This window comes from Cellulomonas sp. (genome assembly GCF_965229465.1).
Classification (GTDB): Bacteria; Actinomycetota; Actinomycetes; order Actinomycetales; family Cellulomonadaceae; genus Cellulomonas.
Genome location: NZ_OZ245882.1, coordinates 3,152,143 through 3,175,116, shown reverse-complemented (window position 1 = coordinate 3,175,116; position 22,974 = coordinate 3,152,143). Strand labels below are relative to the sequence as shown.

At 73.6% G+C, this 22,974-nt stretch carries 24 protein-coding genes; 12 read left to right on the top strand and 12 right to left on the bottom strand.

Going from position 1 to position 22,974, the window contains the following annotated elements; translation table 11 throughout:
- Nucleotides 1-2: 2 nt before the first annotated feature.
- The 3 genes from ACO06A_RS15055 to ACO06A_RS15045 form a co-directional block, all read right to left on the bottom strand.
- On the bottom strand, nucleotides 3-1,412 hold the full coding sequence (locus tag ACO06A_RS15055) for a flotillin family protein (protein WP_421733040.1): 1,410 nt from the start codon (nucleotides 1,410-1,412) through the stop codon (nucleotides 3-5).
- Between the two features lie 9 nt (nucleotides 1,413-1,421).
- A complete protein-coding gene (locus ACO06A_RS15050) occupies nucleotides 1,422-1,952 on the bottom strand; it encodes a hypothetical protein (RefSeq protein WP_421733039.1) in 531 nt (176 codons plus the stop codon).
- Between the two features lie 106 nt (nucleotides 1,953-2,058).
- Nucleotides 2,059-2,841 (bottom strand): glycoside hydrolase family 16 protein, encoded by a 783-nt coding sequence (locus tag ACO06A_RS15045; protein ID WP_421733038.1) that lies wholly within the window; start codon nucleotides 2,839-2,841, stop codon nucleotides 2,059-2,061.
- Nucleotides 2,842-2,886: 45 nt separating this feature from the next.
- Here ACO06A_RS15045 and ACO06A_RS15040 point away from each other — a divergent pair, with 45 nt between their 5' ends.
- A complete protein-coding gene (locus ACO06A_RS15040) occupies nucleotides 2,887-3,492 on the top strand; it encodes a DUF998 domain-containing protein (RefSeq protein ID WP_421733037.1) in 606 nt (201 codons plus the stop codon).
- Here ACO06A_RS15040 and ACO06A_RS15035 read toward each other — a convergent pair.
- Together ACO06A_RS15035 and ACO06A_RS15030 are read right to left on the bottom strand one after the other, a co-directional pair.
- Complete coding sequence (locus ACO06A_RS15035) at nucleotides 3,441-3,884, bottom strand: SRPBCC family protein (RefSeq protein ID WP_421733036.1); 444 nt, start codon at nucleotides 3,882-3,884, stop codon at nucleotides 3,441-3,443. The two genes, ACO06A_RS15040 and ACO06A_RS15035, sit on opposite strands and share 52 nt — an antisense overlap.
- Nucleotides 3,877-4,218 carry an ArsR/SmtB family transcription factor gene (locus ACO06A_RS15030; RefSeq protein ID WP_421733035.1) on the bottom strand — a complete coding sequence of 114 codons (342 nt, stop codon included), beginning with the start codon at nucleotides 4,216-4,218 and terminating at the stop codon, nucleotides 3,877-3,879. The genes ACO06A_RS15035 and ACO06A_RS15030 overlap by 8 nt, the downstream gene beginning before the upstream one ends.
- Before the next feature lie 90 nt (nucleotides 4,219-4,308).
- Here ACO06A_RS15030 and ACO06A_RS15025 point away from each other — a divergent pair, with 90 nt between their 5' ends.
- Nucleotides 4,309-4,920 carry a dihydrofolate reductase family protein gene (locus tag ACO06A_RS15025; RefSeq protein ID WP_421733034.1) on the top strand — a complete coding sequence of 204 codons (612 nt, stop codon included), beginning with the start codon at nucleotides 4,309-4,311 and terminating at the stop codon, nucleotides 4,918-4,920.
- Between the two features lie 4 nt (nucleotides 4,921-4,924).
- Here ACO06A_RS15025 and ACO06A_RS15020 read toward each other — a convergent pair whose 3' ends face one another.
- Nucleotides 4,925-6,052: a flavin-containing monooxygenase gene (locus tag ACO06A_RS15020; protein ID WP_421733033.1), complete on the bottom strand. Its 1,128-nt coding sequence runs from the start codon at nucleotides 6,050-6,052 to the stop codon at nucleotides 4,925-4,927.
- 69 nt (nucleotides 6,053-6,121) lie between these two features.
- On the opposite strand from ACO06A_RS15020, the gene ACO06A_RS15015 reads away from it, so the two are divergent.
- Entirely contained in the window at nucleotides 6,122-6,571 is a 450-nt protein-coding gene (locus ACO06A_RS15015; protein WP_421733032.1) for a MarR family winged helix-turn-helix transcriptional regulator, read from the top strand.
- Nucleotides 6,568-7,128 carry a cysteine hydrolase gene (locus ACO06A_RS15010; RefSeq protein ID WP_421733031.1) on the top strand — a complete coding sequence of 187 codons (561 nt, stop codon included), beginning with the start codon at nucleotides 6,568-6,570 and terminating at the stop codon, nucleotides 7,126-7,128. Before ACO06A_RS15015 ends, ACO06A_RS15010 begins: the two co-directional genes overlap by 4 nt.
- Here the strand turns inward: ACO06A_RS15010 and rlmC are convergent.
- Nucleotides 7,125-8,249 (bottom strand): 23S rRNA (uracil(747)-C(5))-methyltransferase RlmC, encoded by a 1,125-nt coding sequence (gene rlmC / locus ACO06A_RS15005; protein ID WP_421733030.1) that lies wholly within the window; start codon nucleotides 8,247-8,249, stop codon nucleotides 7,125-7,127. The genes ACO06A_RS15010 and rlmC overlap by 4 nt on opposite strands.
- Before the next feature lie 10 nt (nucleotides 8,250-8,259).
- Complete coding sequence (locus ACO06A_RS15000) at nucleotides 8,260-8,772, bottom strand: mycothiol transferase (protein ID WP_421733029.1); 513 nt, start codon at nucleotides 8,770-8,772, stop codon at nucleotides 8,260-8,262.
- 47 nt (nucleotides 8,773-8,819) lie between these two features.
- Between ACO06A_RS15000 and ACO06A_RS14995 the strand changes: the two genes are divergently transcribed.
- The gene (locus ACO06A_RS14995; protein ID WP_421733028.1) at nucleotides 8,820-9,110 is read left to right on the top strand and encodes a DUF1905 domain-containing protein; all 291 of its coding nucleotides are present in this window, start codon (nucleotides 8,820-8,822) and stop codon (nucleotides 9,108-9,110) included.
- Here ACO06A_RS14995 and ACO06A_RS14990 read toward each other — a convergent pair.
- Complete coding sequence (locus ACO06A_RS14990) at nucleotides 9,107-11,251, bottom strand: alpha/beta fold hydrolase (RefSeq protein ID WP_421733027.1); 2,145 nt, start codon at nucleotides 11,249-11,251, stop codon at nucleotides 9,107-9,109. The genes ACO06A_RS14995 and ACO06A_RS14990 overlap by 4 nt on opposite strands.
- 32 nt (nucleotides 11,252-11,283) lie before the next feature.
- Complete coding sequence (locus ACO06A_RS14985; protein WP_421733026.1) at nucleotides 11,284-12,369, bottom strand: class I SAM-dependent methyltransferase; 1,086 nt, start codon at nucleotides 12,367-12,369, stop codon at nucleotides 11,284-11,286.
- A gap of 109 nt (nucleotides 12,370-12,478) precedes the next feature.
- Between ACO06A_RS14985 and ACO06A_RS14980 the strand changes: the two genes are divergently transcribed.
- From ACO06A_RS14980 to ACO06A_RS14965, 4 genes are all read left to right on the top strand, one after another.
- Nucleotides 12,479-15,184 (top strand): helix-turn-helix transcriptional regulator, encoded by a 2,706-nt coding sequence (locus ACO06A_RS14980; RefSeq protein WP_421733025.1) that lies wholly within the window; start codon nucleotides 12,479-12,481, stop codon nucleotides 15,182-15,184.
- A gap of 101 nt (nucleotides 15,185-15,285) precedes the next feature.
- Entirely contained in the window at nucleotides 15,286-15,969 is a 684-nt protein-coding gene (locus ACO06A_RS14975) for a DUF998 domain-containing protein (protein ID WP_421733024.1), read from the top strand.
- A 13-nt stretch (nucleotides 15,970-15,982) separates the two neighbouring features.
- Nucleotides 15,983-16,339 carry a YciI family protein gene (locus ACO06A_RS14970; protein WP_421733023.1) on the top strand — a complete coding sequence of 119 codons (357 nt, stop codon included), beginning with the start codon at nucleotides 15,983-15,985 and terminating at the stop codon, nucleotides 16,337-16,339.
- The gene (locus ACO06A_RS14965; RefSeq protein WP_421733022.1) at nucleotides 16,329-17,600 is read left to right on the top strand and encodes an RNA polymerase sigma factor; all 1,272 of its coding nucleotides are present in this window, start codon (nucleotides 16,329-16,331) and stop codon (nucleotides 17,598-17,600) included. The genes ACO06A_RS14970 and ACO06A_RS14965 overlap by 11 nt, the downstream gene beginning before the upstream one ends.
- Here the strand turns inward: ACO06A_RS14965 and ACO06A_RS14960 are convergent.
- Nucleotides 17,597-18,448, bottom strand: coding sequence for a VOC family protein (locus ACO06A_RS14960; RefSeq protein ID WP_421733021.1), 852 nt, complete (start codon nucleotides 18,446-18,448; stop codon nucleotides 17,597-17,599). The two genes, ACO06A_RS14965 and ACO06A_RS14960, sit on opposite strands and share 4 nt — an antisense overlap.
- Nucleotides 18,445-19,056, bottom strand: a complete 612-nt coding sequence (locus tag ACO06A_RS14955; protein ID WP_421733020.1) for an NADPH-dependent F420 reductase — start codon at nucleotides 19,054-19,056, stop codon at nucleotides 18,445-18,447. The genes ACO06A_RS14960 and ACO06A_RS14955 overlap by 4 nt, the downstream gene beginning before the upstream one ends.
- Before the next feature lie 81 nt (nucleotides 19,057-19,137).
- Here ACO06A_RS14955 and ACO06A_RS14950 point away from each other — a divergent pair, with 81 nt between their 5' ends.
- From ACO06A_RS14950 to ACO06A_RS14940, 3 genes are read left to right on the top strand one after another with little or no spacing between them, the layout of a single operon-like run.
- Nucleotides 19,138-19,629, top strand: coding sequence for a MarR family winged helix-turn-helix transcriptional regulator (locus tag ACO06A_RS14950; protein WP_421733019.1), 492 nt, complete (start codon nucleotides 19,138-19,140; stop codon nucleotides 19,627-19,629).
- A 3-nt stretch (nucleotides 19,630-19,632) separates the two neighbouring features.
- On the top strand, nucleotides 19,633-20,286 hold the full coding sequence (locus ACO06A_RS14945; RefSeq protein WP_421733018.1) for a hypothetical protein: 654 nt from the start codon (nucleotides 19,633-19,635) through the stop codon (nucleotides 20,284-20,286).
- Nucleotides 20,287-20,328: 42 nt separating this feature from the next.
- Nucleotides 20,329-22,875, top strand: a complete 2,547-nt coding sequence (locus ACO06A_RS14940) for an ATP-binding protein (RefSeq protein ID WP_421733017.1) — start codon at nucleotides 20,329-20,331, stop codon at nucleotides 22,873-22,875.
- Nucleotides 22,876-22,974 lie beyond the last annotated feature (99 nt).

Genomic DNA, 22,974 nt, shown 5'->3' with positions numbered 1-22,974 from the left:
GACTAAGCCGCGGAGGTCGCCGTCCCGTTCGTGGACGCCGCCGGAACCACCACGGTCGAGGTCTCCGTGAGCTGCGAGACGATCTGCGTCAGGTCGAGCCCGGTGGTCGACTTGATGAGCTCCTGCAGCTGCAGGAAGTTCCCCGCGACCGCCTTGGGCAGCGCGGACGCGCCGTCGGTGGACACGACGGTGAGCGTGTCGATGTTCGCCATCGGTGCGGCCAGCTGCTTCGCGATCTCGGGCAGGGTCTCCAGGAGCCGGTCGAACACGGCCGCCTGGTTGAACTCCTTGTAGGCCTCGGCCCGCTTCTGCAGCGCCTCGGCCTCCGCCTTGCCGCGGGCGAGGACCGCCGCGGCCTCGGCGGCACCCTCGAGCTCGGTGGCCTTGGCCTGCGCCGACCGGAGCGCCAGCTCACCGGCACCGCGGAGCTCGTTCTCGGACTTGGCCGCCTCGGCCGCCTTGACCGCGGTCACGCGCTGCGCCTCGGCCTGCTGCTCGAGCCGGTAGCGCTCGGCGTCGGCGGGCCGCCGCACGGTGGTGTCGAGCTGGCTCTCCGTGAGCGCCGCCTGCCGCTGGGCCACCAGCTCCTCCTGCGCGAGGATCTCCTGCTGCCGGGCGGCCGCCTCGAGCGGGCCTGCCGACGCCGACAACGCCTTCGCGCGGTCGGTCTCGGCGAGGATCTCCGCCTGCCGCAGGTCGAGGGAGCGCTGGTAGTTGGCCACCTGCGTCTCGGCGTCGATCCGCTTCTCCTCCGAGAGCCTGCGCGCCTCGGCCTCCGCGATCTCGGCCTCGCGGCGGATCGCGGCGGCGGACGCGCGGCCCATGTCGAGGATGTAGCTGCCGCCGCCGTGGTCGGTGACCTCCTGGATGGTGAACGCGTCGAGGCTCAGGCCCTGCGCGGTCAGCGAGCCGGTCACCGACTCGAGCACCTGCTGGGAGAACGACTCGCGGTCGCGGATGACCTGCTCCACAGTGAGGTTGCCGACGATGGCGCGCAGCGCACCGGAGAGCTGGTTCGTGGTGAAGCTGTCGATCTCCTCCTGCTGGCTGCCGAACCGCTGGGCTGCCGCGCGGATCGACACGTCCTCGTTGTGCACCTTGACGATGGCCACCCCGGACACGTTGAGCGCGATGCCCTGCGACGACGGCGCCCCGTTGACCTCGACGGTGATGCGCCGGGAGGACATGTCGAGCACCGACAGCTGCTGGACGAACGGCAGGACGAACACGCCGCCACCGGTCACCACCTTCTGCCCGGACAGGTCGCCCGAGGTCTTGCCCTTGCGGCCGGTGACGATGAACGCCTCGTTGGGCTTGGCCACGCGGTACCGCTTGGCGATCGCGATGGCGACGATCAGGACGACGAGGGCGAGACCTGCCACGCCGAGGACGGGCAGCCAGCTGTCGGGCACGGAGAGCTCCTAGTTCGAGTTGTTCGAGTCGTTCGATGAGGGAGAGAGGGTGCTGACCTTGACGACGCCCGGTCCCAGGTTGGACACGACGGTGACGCCCGTCCCGGTGGGCAGCGGGCCGTCGGCGCGGGCGGCGAGCGCGGTGCTCTGCCCGGCGACGACCAGCGAGATCTGACCGAGCCCGTCGGACGGGATCGACGTGGTGACCGTGGCGGCCTGGCCCACGTAGTCGCTGCTGGTGATCTGGTGCGCGGTCGGCCCGTTGGTCAGGGAGCGCGTCGCGGCTCCCGCGCCGGCACCGACCACGGCCCCGGCCACGACCCCGGCGAGGGACGCGACCAGCACGCTGACGTCCGTCGCGGAGAGCAGCAGGCCGCCCACGATGCCGAACGTGGCGAGGAACGCGAGAACCGCCGTGGACGACAGGTAGCCGCCGGTGAAGTCGAGCGCGTCGACCGCGCCGTCGAGGAAGTCGCCGACGGTGACGGTGAGGACCAGAAGCAGCAGCGCGACCCCGGCGATCACCCAGAAGATCAGCATGCGGTGGATGTCCTCAGGGTCGGCGGAGAGATCGGCGCACCGGTTATACCGCGTGGCGGGGTCCCCGCGTGGACGAATCGCAGGCGAACGGGTGACGAACGCTCGTTCAGGGGTGCACGTAGCCCCGCACCCGGTCGACGACCAGCTCGGGCACCGCCCCGGCGTCGTCGCCGACGGACCTCTCGGGGAAGTCGAACACGGCGAGCATCGCCTGCATCGGGTACGACGGAGGCCGCGCACACCGCCGGACCTGCACGCCGTCGACCAGGAACGTCGCCTGCTCCGGAGACCAGTCCACCGCGTACGTGTGGTGCTCCGCGGGATCGAGCGGGAGCCGGACCGCCGCGAAGTCCTCGACGACGTGCGGGTCGCGGAACGGGTGCAGGCCGACGCCCACCGCGGCGGACCCGGCCTCCACCGCGTCCCCGAACAGCTCGGCCACGCAGATCTCCGCCGACCGCTGCGGCTCGTCCTCGAGCCCCACCAGCCAGAACGCGACCATCGACCGCGGGGTCACCACAGCGCGCGCCCGCAGCTCGAGGTACCCACCGGCGGGCGTCCACCCCCGGAACGGCTCCTGCGCCTCGCGCACGCGCACCCCCTCCCGGTACGGCTGCTGGCCGCGGGTGCCGCCCACCGGCCCGGACCAGCTGCCGGACTGGATGCCCGACACGCGCATCGGGGGTGTGTGGTCGTCGGCGCACCAGAGGCCCTGGTCGGGCGGGATGCGCAGGTGCAGGCACGAGTCGCGCAGCTGGTAGGACGCCGCGGTCGCCGCGCGGGAGCTCCACGCCGGCAGGTAGTGCGGCAGCCACACGGCAGGATCGAGGTCGGGGCCGTCGAAGTCGTCCTCGAAGGCCAGCACCCATCCGGCGGGGTGGTCGGTCACGAACCCCAGTCTCCGACAGGATCCGAGCAGAAGGCAGCCCCCTCCATGACCGTCCCCCGCTGGGCGCTCGCGTCCGCGATCGCCGCCCCCGTCGCCATGATCGGCGGCTGGACGCTGGCCGCGGCACGGCAGCCGTCGTTCGACCCCGTGCAGGAGACCATCAGCGCGCTCGCGGCCTCGACCGCCACCGACCCGTGGATCATGACGGCCGGCCTGGCGATCACCGGCGTCGCGCACCTGGTGACCGCGGCGGGGCTACGTCCGGTCCCCCGCCGCGCCCGCGTGCTGCATGCGCTCGGCGGAGCCGCCACGCTGGCCGTCGCGCTCCTGCCGGTCGACGCCGCGCCGCAGGCCCATGGCATCGCCGCCGGCATCGGGTTCGGCGCGCTGGCCCTGTGGCCCGCGCTGGCGGGGCGCCGCGGCGCGACCGGCATCCTGCGGCCGGCCGTCACCGTCGGCGCCTCGGTGGTGCTCGTGGGGCTGCTCGGCGCGTTCGTCGTCGAGCTGCAGCGTGGCGGCGACCTGACCGGCCTCACCGAGCGGGCCGTGGCCGGCGCTCAGGCGCTGTGGCCGTTGGCCGTCGTCGTGCTGCTCCGCCGTCAGGCGAGGTGCTCCGCCAGCTCGTCGAACGCGGAGTCCCAGCCGTCGTAGACGTCCCCGTCGCCGGGTCGGCCGCCGACCCCGTCGACGTGGAAGGTCATCCGCGTCTGCGCGCCGAGGTCCTCGAGGACCACGGTGATGACGGGCGCGTCGTCCTGCGGGTCGCCCGGGTCGGCCCAGGTGAACACCAGCCGCTCGGGCTCGACGACCTCGCGGTAGACCCCGCCGGTCGGATAGCTGCTGCCGTCGGGCGCCACCATCGTGTACCGGTAGGAGCCGCCGGGGCGGACGTCCAGCTCGACCGAGTCCCGCGGCGTCGTGAGCCCCTGCGGGTGCCACCAGGCGGAGGCCTCGTCGGGGTCGGTCCACGCGCGCCAGATCACCGCACGCGGGGCGTCGAAGATGCGCGTGATGGTGAAGGCCTTCTTGTCCGTCTCAAGCATGGTCTGCCTCTCCCTGTCTCGTCCGGAGCCGCTCGTCCAGCAGGTCGAACCGCTCGTCCCACAGCCGCCGGTGCGTGTCCACCCACGTCGCGACCTCGTCGAGCGGCTCGGTGCGCAGCACGCACGTGCGCCACTGCGCGGTCACGGTCCGCTCGATCAGCCCGGCGTCCTCGAGCACCCGGAGGTGCTGCGAGACGGCGGACCGGCTCATGGCGAACGGTGCAGCCACGTCGCCGGCGGTCGCCGGGCCGTGCTGGAGGTGCGTGAGGATCGCGCGCCTCGTGGGATCGGCGAGTGCGGCGAACACCACGCTCAACGGGTCCCGAGCTGGCATGTGAGCATCTCCTTAATTAAGGAACATCTTCAATGTAAACCCCGGAGCGGGCAACGACAAGGGGTCATCGCCACCTCTAGCGTGTCCGGCATGGGGATCGTGCGCGTGAGCTCGTCCGTGTCGCTCGACGGGTTCAGCGCCGGCCCGGACGTCTCGACGGAGGCACCGATGGGCGTCGGCGGTGAACGTCTGCACCGGTGGCTCTTCGGCGGCGGGGGCGACCGCGAGGTGGCAGCGGACGGCACGACGCCCGGCGGCGACGACGCCGCCGTCTCCGCGGAGCTGTACGCCCGCACCGGCGCGGTGGTCGTCGGGCGCCGGACCTACGACATCGGCGTCGACCTGTGGGGCGACACCCCGTTCCCGGTGCCCACGTTCGTCGTGACGCACCGGGCGCAGGAACCGCGCCCGATGACCAGCGCGTCGTTCACGTTCGTCACCGACGGCGTCGCGAGCGCGGTGGCGCAGGCCGTGACGGCGGCGGGCGACCGGGACGTCCTCGTCATGGGCGGCGCGGAGGTGGTGCGGCAGGCGCTGGCCGCGGGCGTGGTCGACGAGATCACGCTCAACGTGGTGCCCGTGCTCCTGCACGGGGGCTCCCGGCTGCTCGACGTCACGAGCGATCGGCACACCGAGCTCGAACGCATCGGGCTCGTCGCCACCGCCGAGGCCACGCACCTGACGTTCCGCGTGGTGCGCTGACGCGCTACCCGCGGCTGATCGCCCGCGCGATCCGCTCGGCGTCGATCCCGAGCTCGCGGAACATCCCGCTGATCGGGTTCGTGTACCCGGTGAAGTAGAGGCCAGGGGCGGAGGTCGACGTCCGCGGACCGTGCACCCGGGGAAGACCGCGCTCGTCGAGCACGTCGAGGTCGCCGACCAGCGGCTCGAGCCCGCGGCGGTACCCGGTCGCCGCGATGATCACCTCGGGCGTGATCCGCGACCCGTCGGCCAGGACCACGGCACCGTCGTCGAACGAGTCCACCGCCGCGACCGGCTCCACCCGGCGCGCCTGCACCGCCGCGATCAGACCGACGTCCTGCAGAGGCACCGATCCCTGCCTCACCCGGGAGTACAGGCCGGTGGTCGGCCGCGGCAGCCCGAACTCCGACAGGTCGGGCACCTCGACGCGGGCCACCGCGGCCGCGATCGTGTCGACGACCGGCACGGGCAGGTGCCGGACGACGATCCCGGTGCCTTGTGCGGGCCACCCGAGGTTCGAGCGCCGGACGATGTGGGGTGCCGACCGGATGGCGAGCCGCACGCGTGCCGCGCCGCCCTCCGTGAGGTCCACGGCGATCTCCGAGCCGGTGTTCCCCGCACCGACCACGAGGACGTCCTTGCCGCGGTACGGCTCGGGGTTCCGGTAGGCCGAGGCGTGCACGAGCTCCCCGGCGAACGTCTCGACGCCCGGCCAGCTCGGTGGCACCGGGGTGTGGTTGTAGCCGGTGGCGACGACGACGGTCGACCCGGCGAGCTCGTCGCCCGTGGTGGTCTCCAGCACCCAGCGCCCGTAGCCGGCGCGCGCGATGCGCGTGACGTCGACGCCGGTCCGCACGTCGATCCGGTGGTGCGCGGTGTAGAGCTCGAGGTAGCGCACCACGTCCGCGCGGGCCACCCACCGGCCGAACTCCCGAGGGATCGGCAGCCCCGGCAGGCTCGACCAGCGCCGGGTGGTGTGCAGGTGCAGCCGCTCGTAGTGCCGTCGCCACGACGCGCCGACGTCGTCCGACCGCTCCAGGACGACGGAGGCGACCCCCTGCCGACGCAGCGCGGCGGCGACCGCGAGTCCCCCGGGACCGGCACCGATGACGAGGACGGCAGCGTTGCTCATGGCTCTTCCTACCGTCTCGGACGCCCGTCCAACAGCCAGTTTCAACTGAACAGTTGATACTGTCGATTCATGGACCCGATCTCCGCCGACGCGGCACGCGCCGCCCGCGACCTCCGGGTGCTGCTCGGGCGCCTCGTGCGTCGGCTCCGCGACGTCTACGACACGAGCACGCTGACGCCGTCGCAGCTGAGCGTGCTGAGCCGGCTGGGCACGTCCGGTCCCGCGTCGGCGAGCGACCTGGCCACCGCCGAGGGTGTGCGGCCCCAGTCCGTGGCGACGATCCTGACCGCCCTCGACGCCCAGGGCCTGGTCGACCGGACCCCGGACCCCCACGACGGCCGCCGCCTGCTGATCTCCCTGACAGCTGCCGGTCGCGAGCGCGCCGACGGCGTCCGCGTCGTGCGCGAGGAGTGGCTGGCCCGCGCCTTCCAGGACCGCTTCACCGCCGCCGAGCGCGCCACCGTGCGCGACGCCCTGACCCTGCTGGACCGGCTCACCCTCGAAAGGCCCGCCCCGTGACCCTCACCACCCTCGACCCGAGCACGGCCCTGGTCGTCGTCGACCTCCAGAACGCGGTCGTCGCCCTCCCGTCCGCCCACCCCACCGCGGACGTCGTCTCCCGCTCGGCGCGGCTGGCCGACGCGTTCCGCCGCCACGGCCTGCCGGTGGTGCTGGTCCAGGCGCTCGGCAGCGCGCCCGGCCGGAACGAGTTCCCCCGGCGCGCGGGGGGCGGCCCCGTTCCCGAGGGCGCCGCCGACCTGGTCACGGAGCTGACCCCGCAGCCAGGCGACCACGTGATCGTCAAGCGGACCCTCAGCGCGTTCCACCGCACGGGTCTCGCGGAGCTGCTGGAGGGGCTCGGGGTGACGCAGGTGGTCGTCGTCGGCATCGCGACGACCATGGGCGTCGAGTCGACCGCCCGCGCGGCCTACGAGCACGGCCTGAACGTCACGTTCGCGGTCGACGCGATGACCGACGGGAGCCCCGAGGCCCACGAGAACAGCGTGACGCGGATCTTCCCCAGGATCGGGGAGACGGGGACGACCGACGAGGTCATCGCGCTGCTGGGTGCCTAGACCCGCTCCAGCAGGGTGAGCACCTCGTAGTGCGTGGTCTGCGGGAACATGTCGAGCACCTGCGCGCGGCGCGGGCGCAGCGAGGGCATCGCCGCCAGGTCCCGGGCCAGCGACACGGCGTTGCAGCTGGAGTACACGACGTGCCGCACGCCCGAGGCCTCGAGCCAGCGGCTCAGCGCCTCGCCGATCCCCCGTCGCGGCGGGTTGACGATCACCAGGTCCGGGGCGGCGTCGGCGCCCAGGGCGAACGCGGTGGCGTCGCCGGCCGCGAACCGGACCCCCGCCAGGCCGAGGTCGGCCGCGCTCACCGTGGCGCTGGCGATCGCCTCGGTGCTGGTCTCGATTCCCACCACCTCGCGTCCGGGCGCCGCCACGTGCAGCGCGAACCCCCCGACCCCGCAGTACAGGTCCCACACCGACACCGGCGCGAGCTCCTCGACCCATGCGGTCGCGTGCCGGTACAGCGCGGCCGCGACCTCGGTGTTCGTCTGGAAGAAGCTCTGCGGGCGCAGGTGCAGGTCGATCCCGTTGACGCGCATCCGCAAGGTCTCGGTGGCGGTGAGCAGGATCTCCCGGTCGCCCTCGAGCACCGCCTTGTGGTCGGGCAGGAGGTTCACGGACACCACCCGCAGCTGCGGCAGGACGCCGAGCAGCCACGGCAGGTGCTTGCGGATGCGCGCCACCGGCTCCTGCGAGCGGAGCACGAACCGGACCATCAGGTCGCCGTCCGGCGACTGCGTGACCAGCAGGTTCTTCAGCTCGCCGGTGCGCGCCGGCACGTCGTAGGGCGTGAGGCTCGCGCGCGTGACGAACGCGGCGAGCACCGGGAAGGTGGCGGCCAGCGAGGCGGGGTAGAGACCGCAGCCCTGGAGGTCGACGCCCTTCCCGCCCGCGTCGAGGATGCCCAGCGTCGGCTGCTCGACCGTCCCGCCGACGACCATCTTCGCCTTGTTGCGGTACCCCGACTCCCGCCCGGTCACCGGCGGCAGCCACACGAGGTCGTCGCGCTCGCCGAGCAGGTTCAGGCAGTGCCGCTCCTTGTCCGCGACCTGCTCGCCGTGCGGGCGTCCCATCCAGGTGCACGAGCGGCACACGCCCGCATCGAAGTAGGGACACCGCATGCGCCGGAGCCTACGTCTCGATGGGCTCCAGCAGACCGCGCACGTACGACGCCTGACCGGCGTGCTGGAGGCTGTCGCCGACGATGCTCACCAGCCGGACGCCGAGCGTGACGGGTGGGTCCCAGCGCACGTCGACGACGCGGTCGAGGTCGTCCGGCGTCAGCCCCCGCAGGTAGCTCTCCGTCAGCGCGGCCACCGCCCGGTAGTAGCCGAGCAGCAGGTCGCCGGACGCACGGACCCGACTCACCTCGTCGGCGGTGTGCCCGTAGCCGGTGGCGGACGTGTCGAACGGCAGCGCGAACCGGTCCGCCCACCCCTGCGCGGTCCACACCTGCTCGACCCCCGCGACGTCGGCCACCTGGGCGTCCTGCCCGCGGCCCGCGTGCCAGGCGAGCCACGCGATCGAGTTGGCCTCCGGGTAGGGCCGGAGCGTCAGCTGGTCGACTGTCAGCCCGTCGACCGCGCGGTCCAGCACGCCCTCCACTCGTCCGAAGGACTCGATCAGCAGTGCGGCGACATCCATCCCCCGACGCTACGTCGCGTGTCGGTGCCACGCGCGACGATGGCCCGATGGAGTTCGACGCCCCGCTGTGGCTCTGGAGCGCGCGCCGCACCGACGCGTGGACGTTCGTGAGCCTCCCGACCGAGCTCGCCGACGAGGTGCTGGACCTCGTCGGCGACAACACACGCGGCTTCGGGTCGGTGCGCGTCGAGGTGACGGTCGGCGGCACGACCTGGCGGACCTCGATCTTCCCCTCGACGGACACGTACGTGCTGCCCGTGAAGAAGGCGGTCCGCCGGGCCGAGCACCTGGACGTCGGCGACCCGGTGCACGTGCGGCTGACGCTGGTGGACTTCTAGACGAGGTCCGCCAGCATCGCCGCAGCCCGCGCGGCACCGTCCGTCGCCACCGGCCGGTACCGCACGTCGCGGCTGGCCTCCTTGACGATCGCCTCCGCGAGCGCGTCCGGGTCGATGACGTCCTCGTAGGCCAGGTGCCGGCCGGCCTCGTACCGGTCGAGCCGCTTGCGCACGTGCAGGTTCTGCTCGAAGTGGTGACGCAGCGGCACGTACACGAACGGCTTGTTCAGCGCGGTGAGCTCCATGGTCGTGGTCAGGCCGCCCTGGACCACCGCCACGTCGCACGCCGCGAGGTGCCGGAACAGGTCGGGCACGTACCCGAGCACCGTCGACCCCTCCCACGCCGGCAGCGACCCGGGGTCGATACGCGGCCCGGTGACGAAGGCGAACCGCAGCTCCGGCGCGAGCTGACGGACCAGCGGCACCACGTCCATGACGCGCCGCAGCAGCGACGTGCCGACGCCGGACCCGCCGACCGTGACCAGGCAGAGCTTCTCCTGCGGCCCGACGCCCAGCTCGGCACGCAGCCGCTGCGTGCCCTCCAGCTGCGCGGGGTCGAACCCGGTGACGTAGCCGGCGAAGTCGAAGTTCTCCTGCGTCCACGTGCGGATGCTGGGCAGCCCCGGACCGAAGTCGTCCTCGACGATGTCGTCGGGGTCGCCGACGAACACCGACCGGTCCCGCACGCGCGCGAACCGGGCCCGCTGCTCGATCATCTCCGCGTTGTAGTCGGCGGTCAGCGCGGCCTCGCGCGGTCCGCCGTCGGGCATGGGCAGCCAGCCGACGAAGTCCGTCATCCACGCGAACGAGAACCGCTTGAGCTCGGGGTTCTCGTGCAGGAAGTAGTCGACGTCCCACGCCTCGTCGCCGATCACGAGGTCGTATTCGCCCTCGGCCACCACCTCGTCGAACACCATGAAGTTGTGCACCAGGATCTCGTCCATCCGGCGGATGGCCTGGAACGCGTGCAGGTCGTGCTCGCCGGCCTCGTGCTCGATGTGGCCGGACTCGTTGCGCAGCCACGCCGACGCGGGGTGCAGCGTCTCGCCGTGCTGCGCGAGCACCGTGGTGACCGGGTCCTGCGCCAGCCAGTCGATCTGCAGCTCGGGCCGCCGGGCGCGCAGCTCGGCGGCGATCGCGACGTCCCGCTGCGCGTGCCCGAGCCCGATCGGCGACGAGAGGTACAGCGCCCTCGGCGGCCGCCGAGCCGCGCGCACCCAGGTCGTCCGTGGTGGCGGGTCCGTGAACCGGTCGACGAACTGCGCGATCAGGTGGTTGATCTTCACCGGGTCGCGCGCCGACGGTCCGTGCCCGGCGTGCTCCAGCAGGACCAGCTCCCCGCCGGTGAGCTCGGCCAGCTTCTCGCCGAACGCCTGCGGCCGGATGCGGTCGTCGGTGCCGTGCACCACGACGACCGGGCACGTCACCTGCCGGGCCAGGGGCGCGATCGGTGCGCAGAACGCGCCGTCGCACCCGAGACGCCCCGCGGTGGTGTCGGCGAGGGTCTGCGGGCTGATCTCGTGCGCCCAGCCGATGCAGTCCTCGATCTGCTTGGTCGAGTGCGGCTCGGAGAACATCTGCCGGAAGAAGAACCCGGTGAAGTCGTCGTAGCCGCCGCCGAGCCAGTAGTGCTTGTTGTACTTCGCCCAGCCGTGGGTGTCGTCCAGCGGCTCGTCCCAGGGCACGTGGTCGCGGCCGGGGGTAGCGACGTCCAGACCGCACGACGGCGCGATCGCCAGGAGCCCGAGCACGCGGTCCGGGTCGCCCGACGCCACGTGCACGGCCCACGAGGCCCCGCACGACTCCGTGACCAGCACGGCCGTGGCGGTCCCCGTCGCGTCGAGCACGGCCAGGATGTCGTCGGCGTACTGCCGGTCCGTGTACTCGGCGGCGCCCTCCGGACGGCCGGACCGGCCGCTGCCCCGTCCGTCGAACGTGATGACCCGGTAGTGCCGGGCCAGGAAGCCGATCTGGGCCTTCCAGAACCGCGACGGCACGATCGACCAGGTGGGGACCAGCATCACCGTCAGCGGGTGGTCCTGGTGGAACACCTCGTACGCCAGCTCGACCCCGTCGCGCACCGCGACGCCGACGACGTCGGGGTCTGCTGACTGACTCGGCCTGCTCGGGCGGATACCCACCCGAGCAGTGTCCGCCTCACGGTGCTGCTGCGTCACGGGCGTACCTCGAACACGTTGTTGAACGGCGTGCTCGCGGCGGTGCGGAACGCCGTGAACCCGGCGGCCGTGGAGACGTCCTTGATCTTGGCCGGGCCGGCCTGCGTGCCGAGCGCCAGCCCCACGTCCTGGCTGAGCGACGCCGGCGTGCACAGCAGCGTCGAGAAGCCGTAGTACGTGCGGCCCACCGGGTTGAGGTTGTCCTCGACGCGGTCGCCCGCCATCGGCTCGACCACCATCCACGTGCCGTCCGCGGCGATCGCGTTGCGCACGTGCCGGGCCGCGCCCACCGGGTCGCCCATGTCGTGCAGGCAGTCGAACATCGCGATCAGGTCGTAGCCGGAGCCGCTGAACGCCGTGGCGGGGGCCACCTCGAACGTCACGCGGTCGTCCACCCCGGCTGCCCGGGCGCGCTCGCGGGCGATGTCGATCGACGCGGCGTGGTAGTCCGAGCCCACGAACGTGGAGTTCGGGAACGCCTTGGCCAGCAGGATCGTGGACGCACCGTGCCCGCAGCCGACGTCGGCGACCTTGGCACCGGCCTCCAGCTTGGCGGTCACGCCCTCGAGCGCGGGGATCCACTCCGTGAGCAGGTGCCCGTTGTACATGGTGCGGAAGAAGCGCTCACAGCCGTGGTGCACGTCGGTGTGGTGCTCGTGCCAGCCGAGGCCGTCGCCGTCGCGGGCCGCCGCGAAGATGTCGTCGGAGTCGTGCACTGTGCCCAGCGCCAGCTGGAAGAAGCCGGCCAGGTAGGCGGGGCTCGACGGGTCCGCGAGCGCCACGGCGTGCTCGGCCGGCAGCGTGTAGCGGCGGGACTCGGCGTCGTACTCGACGTAGCCGCCGGCGGCCTGGTTGTTCAGCCACTCGCGGGCGTAGTGCTCGCTGGTCCCGGTCTGCTCGGCCAGCTCCGCCGGCGTCGTCGGGCGGCCGTCGGCCATCGCGGTGTAGTAGCCCAGCTTGTCGCCCATCACCACCAGCGCGGTGTTCAGGGTGGCGCCCACCTCGTCGACGGCGCGGAACACGAAGGACATGAGCTTGTCGGGGTCGATGGTCCGCTCGGTGAACGGCAGGGTCTGCGTCATGGTGGTGCAACTCCTCGGGAGATGTCGGATCCGTCGGATCTGACCCTGGTCGCGACGGAGCGGCGGTCGCATCAGGGGACCCCCCTGGTGCGCTCCCTAGACTCGGTGGGTGCTGGTCGGCCGCGAGCAGGAGCGCCAGGTCATCAGGAAGCTGGTGGCCTCTGCCCGCGTGGGCGAGAGCGGTGCGCTGGTGCTCGCCGGGGAGGCGGGGATCGGCAAGAGCGCGCTGCTCGAGGACGCCGCCGCGGCCGTGACGGAAGCCGGCATGCGCGTGCTGCGGGCAGCCGGCATCGACGCCGAGCGCGAGGTGCCGTTCGGCGGGTTGCTCCAGCTCCTACGCCCGGTGCTGGACCACCTCGACGCGATCCCGGCACCGCAGGCCGAGGCGCTGGGCTCGGCGCTCGCGCTGGTGCCCGGGTCCGCCGGCGAGCGGTTCGCCGTCGGCGCCGCCGTGCTGAGCCTGCTCAGCCGCGTGGCGGACGACGGCCCGGTGGCGGTGATCGTCGACGACGCGCACCTGCTCGACCCCCCGTCGGCGCAGGCCCTGTGCTTCGCCGCGCGCCGGCTCACGGCGGACCCCGTGGTCGTCCTGCTCGCGGCGCGCGACGAGACGCCGTCGGTCGTGGGCTCGGCGGGGTTGCCCACCCTCGTGCTCGGCGGGCTCACCGGAGCCGACGCGGCCGAGCTGGCCGGGTCGCTGGGCCGACGCCTGCCGGACGAGGCTCGCGCACGGTTGCTGTCGTCGACCGGGGGCAACCCGCTCGCCCTCCTGGAGCTCACCGACGAGGGGTTCGATGCACTCCCGCCGGGGGCGCCGGTGCCCGTGCCGGCGTCGCTGGCCCGGACGTTCGCCCGGCGCGCCGACGCTCTCTCGGAGGGGGCCCGCACCGCGCTGCTCGTCGCGGCGGCGGCGGGCGGTGACCTCGCGGCGACCACCGACGCGTGCGCGCTGCTGGGGGTGTCCGTCGGCGACCTCGACGAGGCCGCCCGCGAGCAGCTGCTCACCGTCGACGCCCACCGGGTGACCTTCCGGCACGACCTGGTCCGCTCCGGCATCTACGCCGAGGCCGCCCCGGGGGCTCGGCGCGCGGTGCACGCCGCCCTGGCGCAGGCCGTGCCGGCCGACGACGTCGACCGGCGCGCGTGGCACCTCGGCGAGGCGACGGCCTCCCCGGACGCGTCGGTGGCCGCCGTGCTGGACGAGGCCGCGACGCGGGCCCGAGGTCGCGGGGCGTGGGCGGTGGCCGCCGCGGGGTTCGACCGCGCCGCCGGCCTGAGCCCTGACCCGGCCGACCGTGCCCAGCGCCTGGTCTCGGCGGCCGAGAGCGCGTGGCGTGCCGGCCTGCCGGATGCCGCTCTCGACCAGCTCGCTCGCGCGTCCGAGCTCGCCCTGTCCCCCGCTCTGCGCACCAGGGTGGCCGCGCTGGACGGCACCATCGCCGCGCGTACCGGCTCGGTCGAACGGGCCCGCGACGTCTTCGTGACCGCCGGCACGCAGCCCGACGTCGACCCCGACACCGCTGTCGCGATGCTGGCCGAGGGCGTCCTGGCCTGCATGTTCGCCGGCGACGTGGCGACGGCCGAGGCGGCCGCTGCCCGCATCGCCGAGCTCGACCCGCGGACGGCGCGAGCACGGTGGGTCGGGTCGATGGCGACCGCCGTGGCGGACATCCTGGCCGGTCACGGAGGTCCGGACCTGCTGCGCGCCGCCATGGCGGAGGTCGACCAGTACCTCGACGACCCGCGCCTGGCGCCGTGGCTCGTCATGCTGCCGCTCTACCTGCGCGAGAGCACCGTCGGCCGGGACGTCATCCCCACGGTCGTCGCCCACTCCCGGCGCCGCAGCGACATCGGCGGCCTGCCGATCCTGCTGTTCTACGTCGCGCGCGACCAGGCGACGACCGACCGCTGGGACGACGCCGTCGCGGGGTACACCGAGGGGATCCAGCTCGCCCGGGAGGCCGGTCAGGCGACCGACCTCGCGGCGTGCCTGGCCGGGCTGTCCTGGCTCGAGGCGCGCCGGGGCGACGCGGACGCCTGCCTGGCGCACGCCGAGGAGGCCCTGGCGATCGCGGGCGAGCACCACCTCGGCTTCCACCGGACCTGGGCGATCACCGCGCTCGCCGAGCGCGAGCTGAACCTCGGGCGGACCGACGCGGCGCTCGACCGGTTCCGTGAGCTCGACGTGCTGCTGGCGGACCTCGGTCTGGTCGACGTCGACATCTCCCCCGCCGCGGAGATGGTCGAGATCCTGGTGCGGCAGGGGAAGACCGACGAGGCGGGCGCCCTCGCGGCGTCGCTGACCGAGCGCGCCGAGGTCAAGGGCCAGCCGTGGTCACTGGCCCGGGCCGCCCGTGCGGCCGGACTGACGTGCCCGGACACCGACGTGGACGTGTGCTTCTCGGTGGCTCTCGCGTACCACCAGCACACGCCCGACGCGTTCGAGACCGCGCGCACCGAGCTGGCGTACGGGTCCCGGCTGCGCCGCATGAAGCGCCGGGTGGACTCGCGCCCGCACCTGCGCTCCGCGCTGGCGACCTTCGAGCGGCTCGGCGCGGTCCCGTGGGCCGACCAGGCGGCCGCCGAGCTGCGCGCGACGGGCGAGACGGCCCAGCGGCGCAGCGCCACCGGCCTCGACCACCTCACGCCGCAGGAGCTCCAGGTGGCCAGCATGCTGGCCGCCGGGCGCACCACCCGCGAGGCCGCCGCCGCGCTGTTCCTGTCCCCGAAGACGATCGAGTACCACCTGCGCAACGTGTACCTGAAGCTGGGGATCCGGTCGCGCGCCGAGCTGACCGGGGCGATCCCGGGCTGAGCGAGAGAGTTCTGGTCGCCGGCCTGTCGAGAACCGTGGGGGCCGTTCGAGGAGGGGGTGTACGGCCGGATCCGCCCGGTCGCCGACACCGAGGAGTCACCATGTCCGCCACCTCCGCCCCACGCGCCGGCTCGGCCGAGTGCACCACCGACCCAGCCGTCCGCATCACCAGGTCGCTGCTCGGCTACGGCGTCCTCGCCGGTCCGTTCTACGTGGTCGTCTCGCTGACCCAGGCGCTGACGCGCGACGGCTTCGACCTGACACGCCACGCCTGGTCCACGCTGGCCAACGGAGCGCTCGGGTGGGTCCAGGTGGCCAACCTGATCCTCACCGGGCTCATGGTGATCGCGTTCGCCGTGGGACTGCGCCGGTCGCTCGTGAGCGGCCCCGGGTACCGCTGGGTCCCGCGGCTCGTGGCCGTGTTCGGCATCGGCTTCGTGCTGGCGGGGGTGTTCCGGGCGGACCCGCAGGACGGGTTCCCCGTCGGCTCGTCAGCACCGACCGTGCCCAGCACCCACGGGATGCTGCACCTGCTGACCTCGGGGCTCGGGTTCGTCGCCCTGGCGGTCGCCATGGTGGTCGTCGCCCGGCGGTTCGCCTCGCAGGGTCGCCCGCTCGGCGCTGTGCTGTCGGCTGCTGCCGCTGCCGCGCTGCTCGGCGGATTCGCCCTGATCGCCTCGGTCCCCGGTACCGTCGGGGTGCTGTCGTTCACCGCGGGGATCCTGCTGACCTGGACCTGGGTCAGCGCGTTCGCCATCGACACCTACCGCCGCACGGCTGCCTGAGAGGCTGACGACGATGCGCTACTTCACCACCCTGCGAGTCACCGCACAGCCCACCACTCCCCCGCCGCCAGCGCTCTTCGAGGCGATCATGGCACTCGGCGCCGAGGCGACCGCGGCCGGAGCGCTGCTCGACACCGCAGGGCTGATGCCCAGCGCGGCCGACGGGGCCCGCGTGCACTCTGTCGGTGGGCGCCTGACAGTCTCCGACGGACCGTTCGCCGAGACGAAGGAGCTGATCAGCTACGCGATCTACGACGTCCGCTCCCGCGACGAGGCCGTCGAGTGGGCCACCCGGTTCGTCCGCCTGCACCAGGAGCACTGGGACGGCTGGGCCGGCGAGGCCGACGTGCTGCGGGTCTATGAACCCTGAGGACACCGCGACGACGGACGACCGTCGCGACTCCGCACACCGCACGGCCGAGACGGTCTGGCGGATGGAGTCCGCGGCGGTCGTCGCCGTCGCGTCCCGGGTGGTCGGAGACATCGGGATCGGTGAGGAGATCGCCCAGGACGCGTTCGTCGCTGCCCTGGAGCAGTGGCCGGCGGACGGTGTCCCACCCAACCCCGCCGGTTGGCTGGTCACGACGGCCCGCCACAAAGCCCTCGACCTGGTCCGCCGGAGGGGCACCTACGCCCGCAAGCTGGCCGAGGTCGGCCGGTCGATCGAGCAGGGGGAAGGTGAGGACGTGGACGCGCTGCTGGACGACCACATCGGCGACGACCTGCTCCGCCTGGTCTTCACCACGTGCCACCCGGCGCTGACCTCCGAGTCGCGCGTGGCCCTGACGCTTCGCCTGCTCGGCGGCCTGCGCACTGACGAGGTGGCCCGCGGGCTGCTCATCAGCGAGGCGACGGCCGCACAGCGGGTCTCCCGCGCCAAGCGAACGCTGGCCCGCGAGGGCGTCAGGTTCGAGCTGCCGGCCGCGGAGGCCATGCCCGACCGCCTGGCGTCGGTGCTCGACGTGGTCTACCTGGTGTTCAACGAGGGGTACGTCGCCACCTCCGGCGACGAGTGGTCGCGCCCCGAGCTGTGCCACGAGGCGATCCGGCTGGCGCGGGTGCTCTGCGCACTCCTGCCCGATGAGGCGTCGGTGCACGCGCTCGACGCGCTGCTGGAGCTGCAGGCGTCGCGGCTGCCCGGACGCGTGACAGCGGCGGGTACGCCCGTCCCGCTGCTCGAGCAGGACCGCCGCCTCTGGGACCGGCTGCTGATCCGCCGTGGGACGGCCGCCCTGGAGCGGGCCCACGGGCTCGGCGGCGCCCGGGGACCGTACGCGCTGCAAGCGGCGATCAGCCTCTGCCACGCGACCGCCGCGACTGCGGCTGACACCGACTGGCCCCTCATCGCCGGCCTCTACGCCCAGCTGGCCGCAGTGTCGCCCTCACCGGTCGTGTCGCTCAACCGGGCCGTGGCGCTCGGCATGGCGGGGTCGCCCGCTGAGGGGCTCACCCTTCTGGACGAGGTCGACGGCCTCGCCGACTACCCGCTGCGCCGGGCGGCGCGCGGACAGCTGCTCGAGCAGCTGGGACGCACGGCCGAGGCTGCCGAGGAGTTCCGGGCCGCCGCGGAGCAGACGCGCAACGCGGGCGAGCGCGGGCTCCTGCGACGGCGGGCGGATGCCCTCCTCTAGCCCGCGACCACGACCCGGATCTCGTTGTTCCACGGGTCCTCGAACGCCAGGACGCGCCCGTCGTCGCGCGTGGCGACCCCCCGGCTGGTCAGCCGGGCGCCGAGCGCGCCGCGCTCCTCGTCGGTCGGGAGCTCGATGGTGACCTCGCCCAGTCCGAGCGCCGGCCACCGGCCCTGCGCGCCGCGGCTCTGCCACGTGTTCATGGCCAGGTGGTGGTGGTAGCCGCCGGCCGACACGAACAGCGCCTGGGTGCCGTACTCGGCGGTGACCTCGAAGCCGACGGTGTCCACGTAGAACTGCTGGGCCGTGGCGATGTCGCCGACCTTCAGGTGCACGTGCCCCACCGCGGCGGCGCCGTCGAGCGCGTCGGGGTCGGTGAGGTTCTCCCGCAGGAACCCGTTCGGGTCCAGGTAGTTGGTGGCCATCGCGACGCGGCCGTTCTCCCAGCCCCACTGCTCGCGCGGCCGGTCCCAGTAGAGCTCCACGCCGTTGCCTTCGGGGTCGTCGAAGTACAGCGCCTTGGACACCAGGTGGTCGGAGCTCCCGGTGAACGAGGACGGGAAGTGCTGCGCGACCGAGTACACCGAGGACGCGAGGGCGCTCTGCTCGTCGAACAGGATCGCGGTGTGGAACAGCCCCGCGGCCGTCGACGGAGCGTGCTTGAGCAGCGGCGTGTGCTCGAGCACGACGGCTGGGACGCCCAGGCGCCCGAGCGTGACGCGGTCGCCCTCGGCGTCCAGGACCGACAGGCCGATGCCGCGGGAGTAGTAGTCCGTCATCCCGTCGAGGTCGCCCACCTTGAGGGTGACGGCGCCGACGTCGGTGCGGCCGTCGAGGATCTCGCTCATGCCGTCAGCCCGAACCCGCCGGTCCACGACGTCTGCTCCGCCGCGGCGAGGGTCAGCTGGAGGAAGCCGAGCGCCTCGAGCTCGTGCGCGCGCTTGAGGGACCCGGCGTCGACGGCCCGCAGGCCACCCGCCTCGACGACCCCGGCCAGGGCGGCCTTGGCGTCCGCGTCGTCACCCGCGATGAGCACGGAGGTCCGCTCGGACCCGACCTCGCCCGTGGTGAGCGTCGCCGCGAACGTGGTGTTGAACGCCTTGAGCACCGACGCGCCGGGCACGGCCTGCGCGATGACCTCGGCGGCGGAGCTGCCCACGGGCACGACGAGCGAGTCGAAGGTGGCGAAGTCGAGGGGGTTGGTGAGGTCGACGAGGACCTTGCCGTCCAGCTGACCCTCGTACTGTCCGAGCACCTCCGGAACGGCGCCGTAGGGCAGGGCGAGGACGACGATGTCGCCCGTGATCGGGTCTCCGACGGTGCCGTGCTTCGCGCCAGGGATCGCGACCTTGACGGGCTCCCGCGTCAGCACCTGCGCGTCGTTGCCGCCGGCGATGACCCGCCAGGCGATGGCCGAGCCCATGTTTCCTGCTCCGATGATGGTGACCGTACTCATGGTGTCCTCCTCGATTTGTTGTTGCTACAACTACTGTACCTCTAATAGTTGTCGCGTCAAGTGTTTGTTAGGATGGCTCGCATGACGGACCCGCGCTGGCTGACCCCCGAGCAGCTGCGCGCGTGGAAGCGGCTCATCGCCGTGGTGGAGCTGCTGCCCGGCACGCTCGAGTCGCAGCTCCAGCGCGACTCCGGCCTGAGCCACTTCGAGTACTTCACGCTGGCCATGCTCTCCGAGGCGCCGGACCGCACCCTGCGCATGACCTCGCTCGCCGCGCAGACCAACGCCACCCTCGCACGCCTCTCCCACGTCGTCACCCGGCTGGAGAAGCGTGGGCTGGTGCGGCGGGAGGCGTGCGCGGAGGACCGGCGGGCCACCAACGCGATCCTCACACCCGCCGGCTGGACGACGGTCGAGGCCGCGGCGCCCGGGCATGTCGGCACGGTCCTAGCGACCGTCATCGACCCGCTCACGGACGGCGACGTCGCCGACCTCGACCGCGTGATGGGCCGCATCCTCGAGGTCCTCGACCCGGCGCACATCATGGTCGGGCTCCCACCGACCGATGAGTGAGGTGTGCTCCTCGCCCTCTCGCTGATCGGCTTCCTCGCCCTCGCGGCGAGCATCGTCGTGCGGTGGATGATGCGGCGGGTCGACTCGCTCGGCCGCATCGCGCCGTTCCCGGCGATCAGCGTCTGCCTCTCCCTCGCTCTGGCGCTGGGCTGCGCGGTGCCGATGCTGGTCGACGCCTGGGTCGAGCACCGGCTCGAGGGGGCCGCGAGCCGGATCGCCGGCGGGCCGGTGCAGGTGCACTGCCAGGGCTTCGGGCAGGCCTACGTCGACGCCGGCGCCGAGCTGGGCTACGTCGCGTGGGGGCCCGACGGGGTCCCCGAGCGCGAGACCCTGCTGAAGTTCGAGCCCTGCGGCGACCTGCGCGCGTGGCTCTGGTCGACCAAGCAGAACCCCTCGCTCGACCAGGTCGTCGCGGTGCACGTGCTCACGCACGAGACCATGCACATGGTCGGGCTCACCAACGAGGCCCAGGCCGAGTGCGCTGCCGTGCAGCGCGACGCGCAGATGGCCGTCGCCCTGGGCGCGTCGCCCGCCGAGGCGCAGGCCCTGGCCGTCCGCTACTGGACCGAGGTCTACCCGCGGATGCCCGAGGGCTACGTCGGCGGCTGCGGGCCCGGTGCGCAGTTCGACGAGGGCGTGCCGACGCCGCCCTGGTGAGGCACGTTGACCCCCGCTGGGGCCCGGCGGACGATGAGGGTCGTGGACCGAACCACGGCACCGGTCGACGCCGTCCGGGGCGCCCCGCTCGAGCGTGACGTCGAGCTGACCCTGCTCACCGGCCTGCTGGACGACGTCCGCCGCACGTCCCGCGGGTCGGTCGTCGTCGTCCGCGGCGAGGCCGGCGCGGGCAAGACGACCCTGGTGCGCGAGCTGTGCGCACGCACCACCTCCCGGATCCTCGCGGGAGCCTGCGACCCGCTGTTCACCCCGCGCCCGCTAGGTCCGTTGCTCGACGTCGCGGAGACGGCCGGCGGCGAGCTCCAGGAGCTCGCCTCCGGGGACCCGACGCCGCACGCCGTGGTGCAGGGCCTCCTGCGCGAGCTCCGGTCGGTGGACGCGACCGTCCTGGTGCTCGAGGACCTGCACTGGGCCGACGAGGCGACCCTGGACGTGCTCCGCCTGCTCGCTCGCAAGGTGGAGACCGCCCCCGTGCTGGTCGTGGTGACGTACCGCGACGACCAGCTGGACCGGGACCACCCCCTGCACACCCTCGTCGGCGAGCTGGCGACGAGCAGGTCGGTCCGCCGCGTGACCCTCTCGCCGCTGTCCCCCGACGCGGTCGCGACGCTCGCGCGCACCGCCGGCGTCGACCCCGACGAGCTCTACCGCCGGACCGCCGGGAACCCGTTCTTCGTCGTCGAGACGCTCGCTGCGGGCACCGACGAGATCCCCGAGACCGTCCGCGAGGCCGTGCTGGCCCGGGCGTCGCGGCTGAGCCCGCCCGCGCGGCTGCTGCTCGACGCGGTGGCCGTGGTGCCCCCCGAGGCCGACCTGGAGATGCTCGCCGCCCTGGTGCCGGGCTCCGCGTCCCCCCTCGACGAGGCCCTCGCGTCCGGCATGCTCGTCCCGCACGGCAGGGGTGTGGCGTTCCGGCACGAGCTGGCCCGTCTGGCGGTCGAGGACGCCGTCCCGCCGCACCGTCGCACGCAGCTGCACCGCCTCGCCCTGGCCGAGCTGGAGACGCGCCCGCCGGACCTCGACCTGCTGGCGCACCACGCCGACGCGGTGGCCGACGCAGCCGCCGTCCTGCGGTACGCACCCGCCGCCGCCGCGCACGCCGCGCACCTGGGCGCCCACCGCGAGGCGGCCGCGCAGTACGCCCGCGCGCTCCGGTACGGGGACGCGCTCCCGGCGGCCGAGCGCGTGCGCCTGCTGACGCGGCAGGCCGAGTCCTGCTACGTCACCGACCAGTACGACGACGGGATCGCGGCACTCCAGGACGCGCTCCTGGTCTGCGAGGACGTCACCGTGCGCGGGGACGTGCTGCGGAGGCTGTCCGAGTTCCTCTGGTGCCCGGGTCGGACCGCGGAGGCCCAGGGTGCCGCGCGCGAGGCCGTCGCCCTGCTCGAGTCGGTGCCGCCGGGCCGCGAGCTCGCCATGGCCTATGCGAACCTCGCTGCGGTCTGCCTGGGTGACGCCCACCCGGAGACGGCCGGGTGGGCGCGACGCGGGCGGGAGCTCGCCGACTCCCTCGGGGACACCGCGACCGCGGTCCACGCGAGGGCGACGCTCGGCCGGGTCGACGTCGCGGGCGACGCCGGGGCCGCGCTCGTCGCGAGCCTGGAGGGCGCCCGGGGCACGGACCAGCCGGTGCTCATCGGCCGCACCTACGTGCTGCTCGCCGGCGGCGCCGTGGAGACGCGCCAGCACGCGCTCGCGCACCGGTACCTCGCCGAGGGGCTCGCCTACTGCAGCGACCACGGGGTCGAGCTCGACCGGCTCTACCTGCTCGCCTACGGCGCGCGGCTGGCCCTCGACGAGGGGCGGTGGTCCGAGGCCGCCGACGCCGCGCAGGAGGTCCTGCGCATCCGACGCACGTCGACGACCCCCCGGATCGTGGCGCTGGTCGTCCTCGGGCTGGTCCGCGCGCGGCGGGGCGACCCCGGCCACCACCCGCTGCTCGACGAGGCCTGGGCGCTCGCCGAGCCGACCGGGGAGCTCTCCCGGCTCGGTCAGGTGGCGCTCGCGCGGGCCGAGGTGGCGTGGCTCGAGGGTCGGCCCGACGCGGCGGTATCCGCGGTCGACGCGGCGCTCCCGATCGCCGTCGACCGGGGTGCGTCGTCGTTCGTCGAGCAGCTGGGCACCTGGCGCAGCCGCGCGACAGGCTCTCCCGTCGCGTCCGGCGCGGACCCGTGGGCCGGGAGCGGGTGCCCCTACGAGAGCGCACTGGCTCTGGCCGACGCCGACGAGATCGATCCGCTGCGCACGGCCGTCGAGCTGCTCCAGGGGCTCGGTGCCCGCGCGGCGGCCGCGATCGTGGCCCAGCGACTGCGCGACCGCGGGGTGCTGGGCATCCCCCGCGGACACCGTCCGGCGACGCGCGCCAACCCGGCGAACCTCACCGCGCGTGAGCTCGAGGTGCTCGCGCTCGTCGGTGACGGCCTGCGCAACGCGGAGATCGGAGAGCGCCTGTTCGTGTCCCGCCGGACCGTCGACCACCACCTGGCGGCCATCCTGCGCAAGCTCTCCGTGCGCACCCGCACGGAGGCGACGGTCGAGGCGCGTCGGCTCGGGCTCACCACGTAGGCATCGCGCGCGCCCAACGTGGGCAGTCGTACCGATGTGGGCCCCGTCGCGCGTTTCCTAGCGTCGACGGCATCACTTCCCCCACACGAAAGGCCAGAC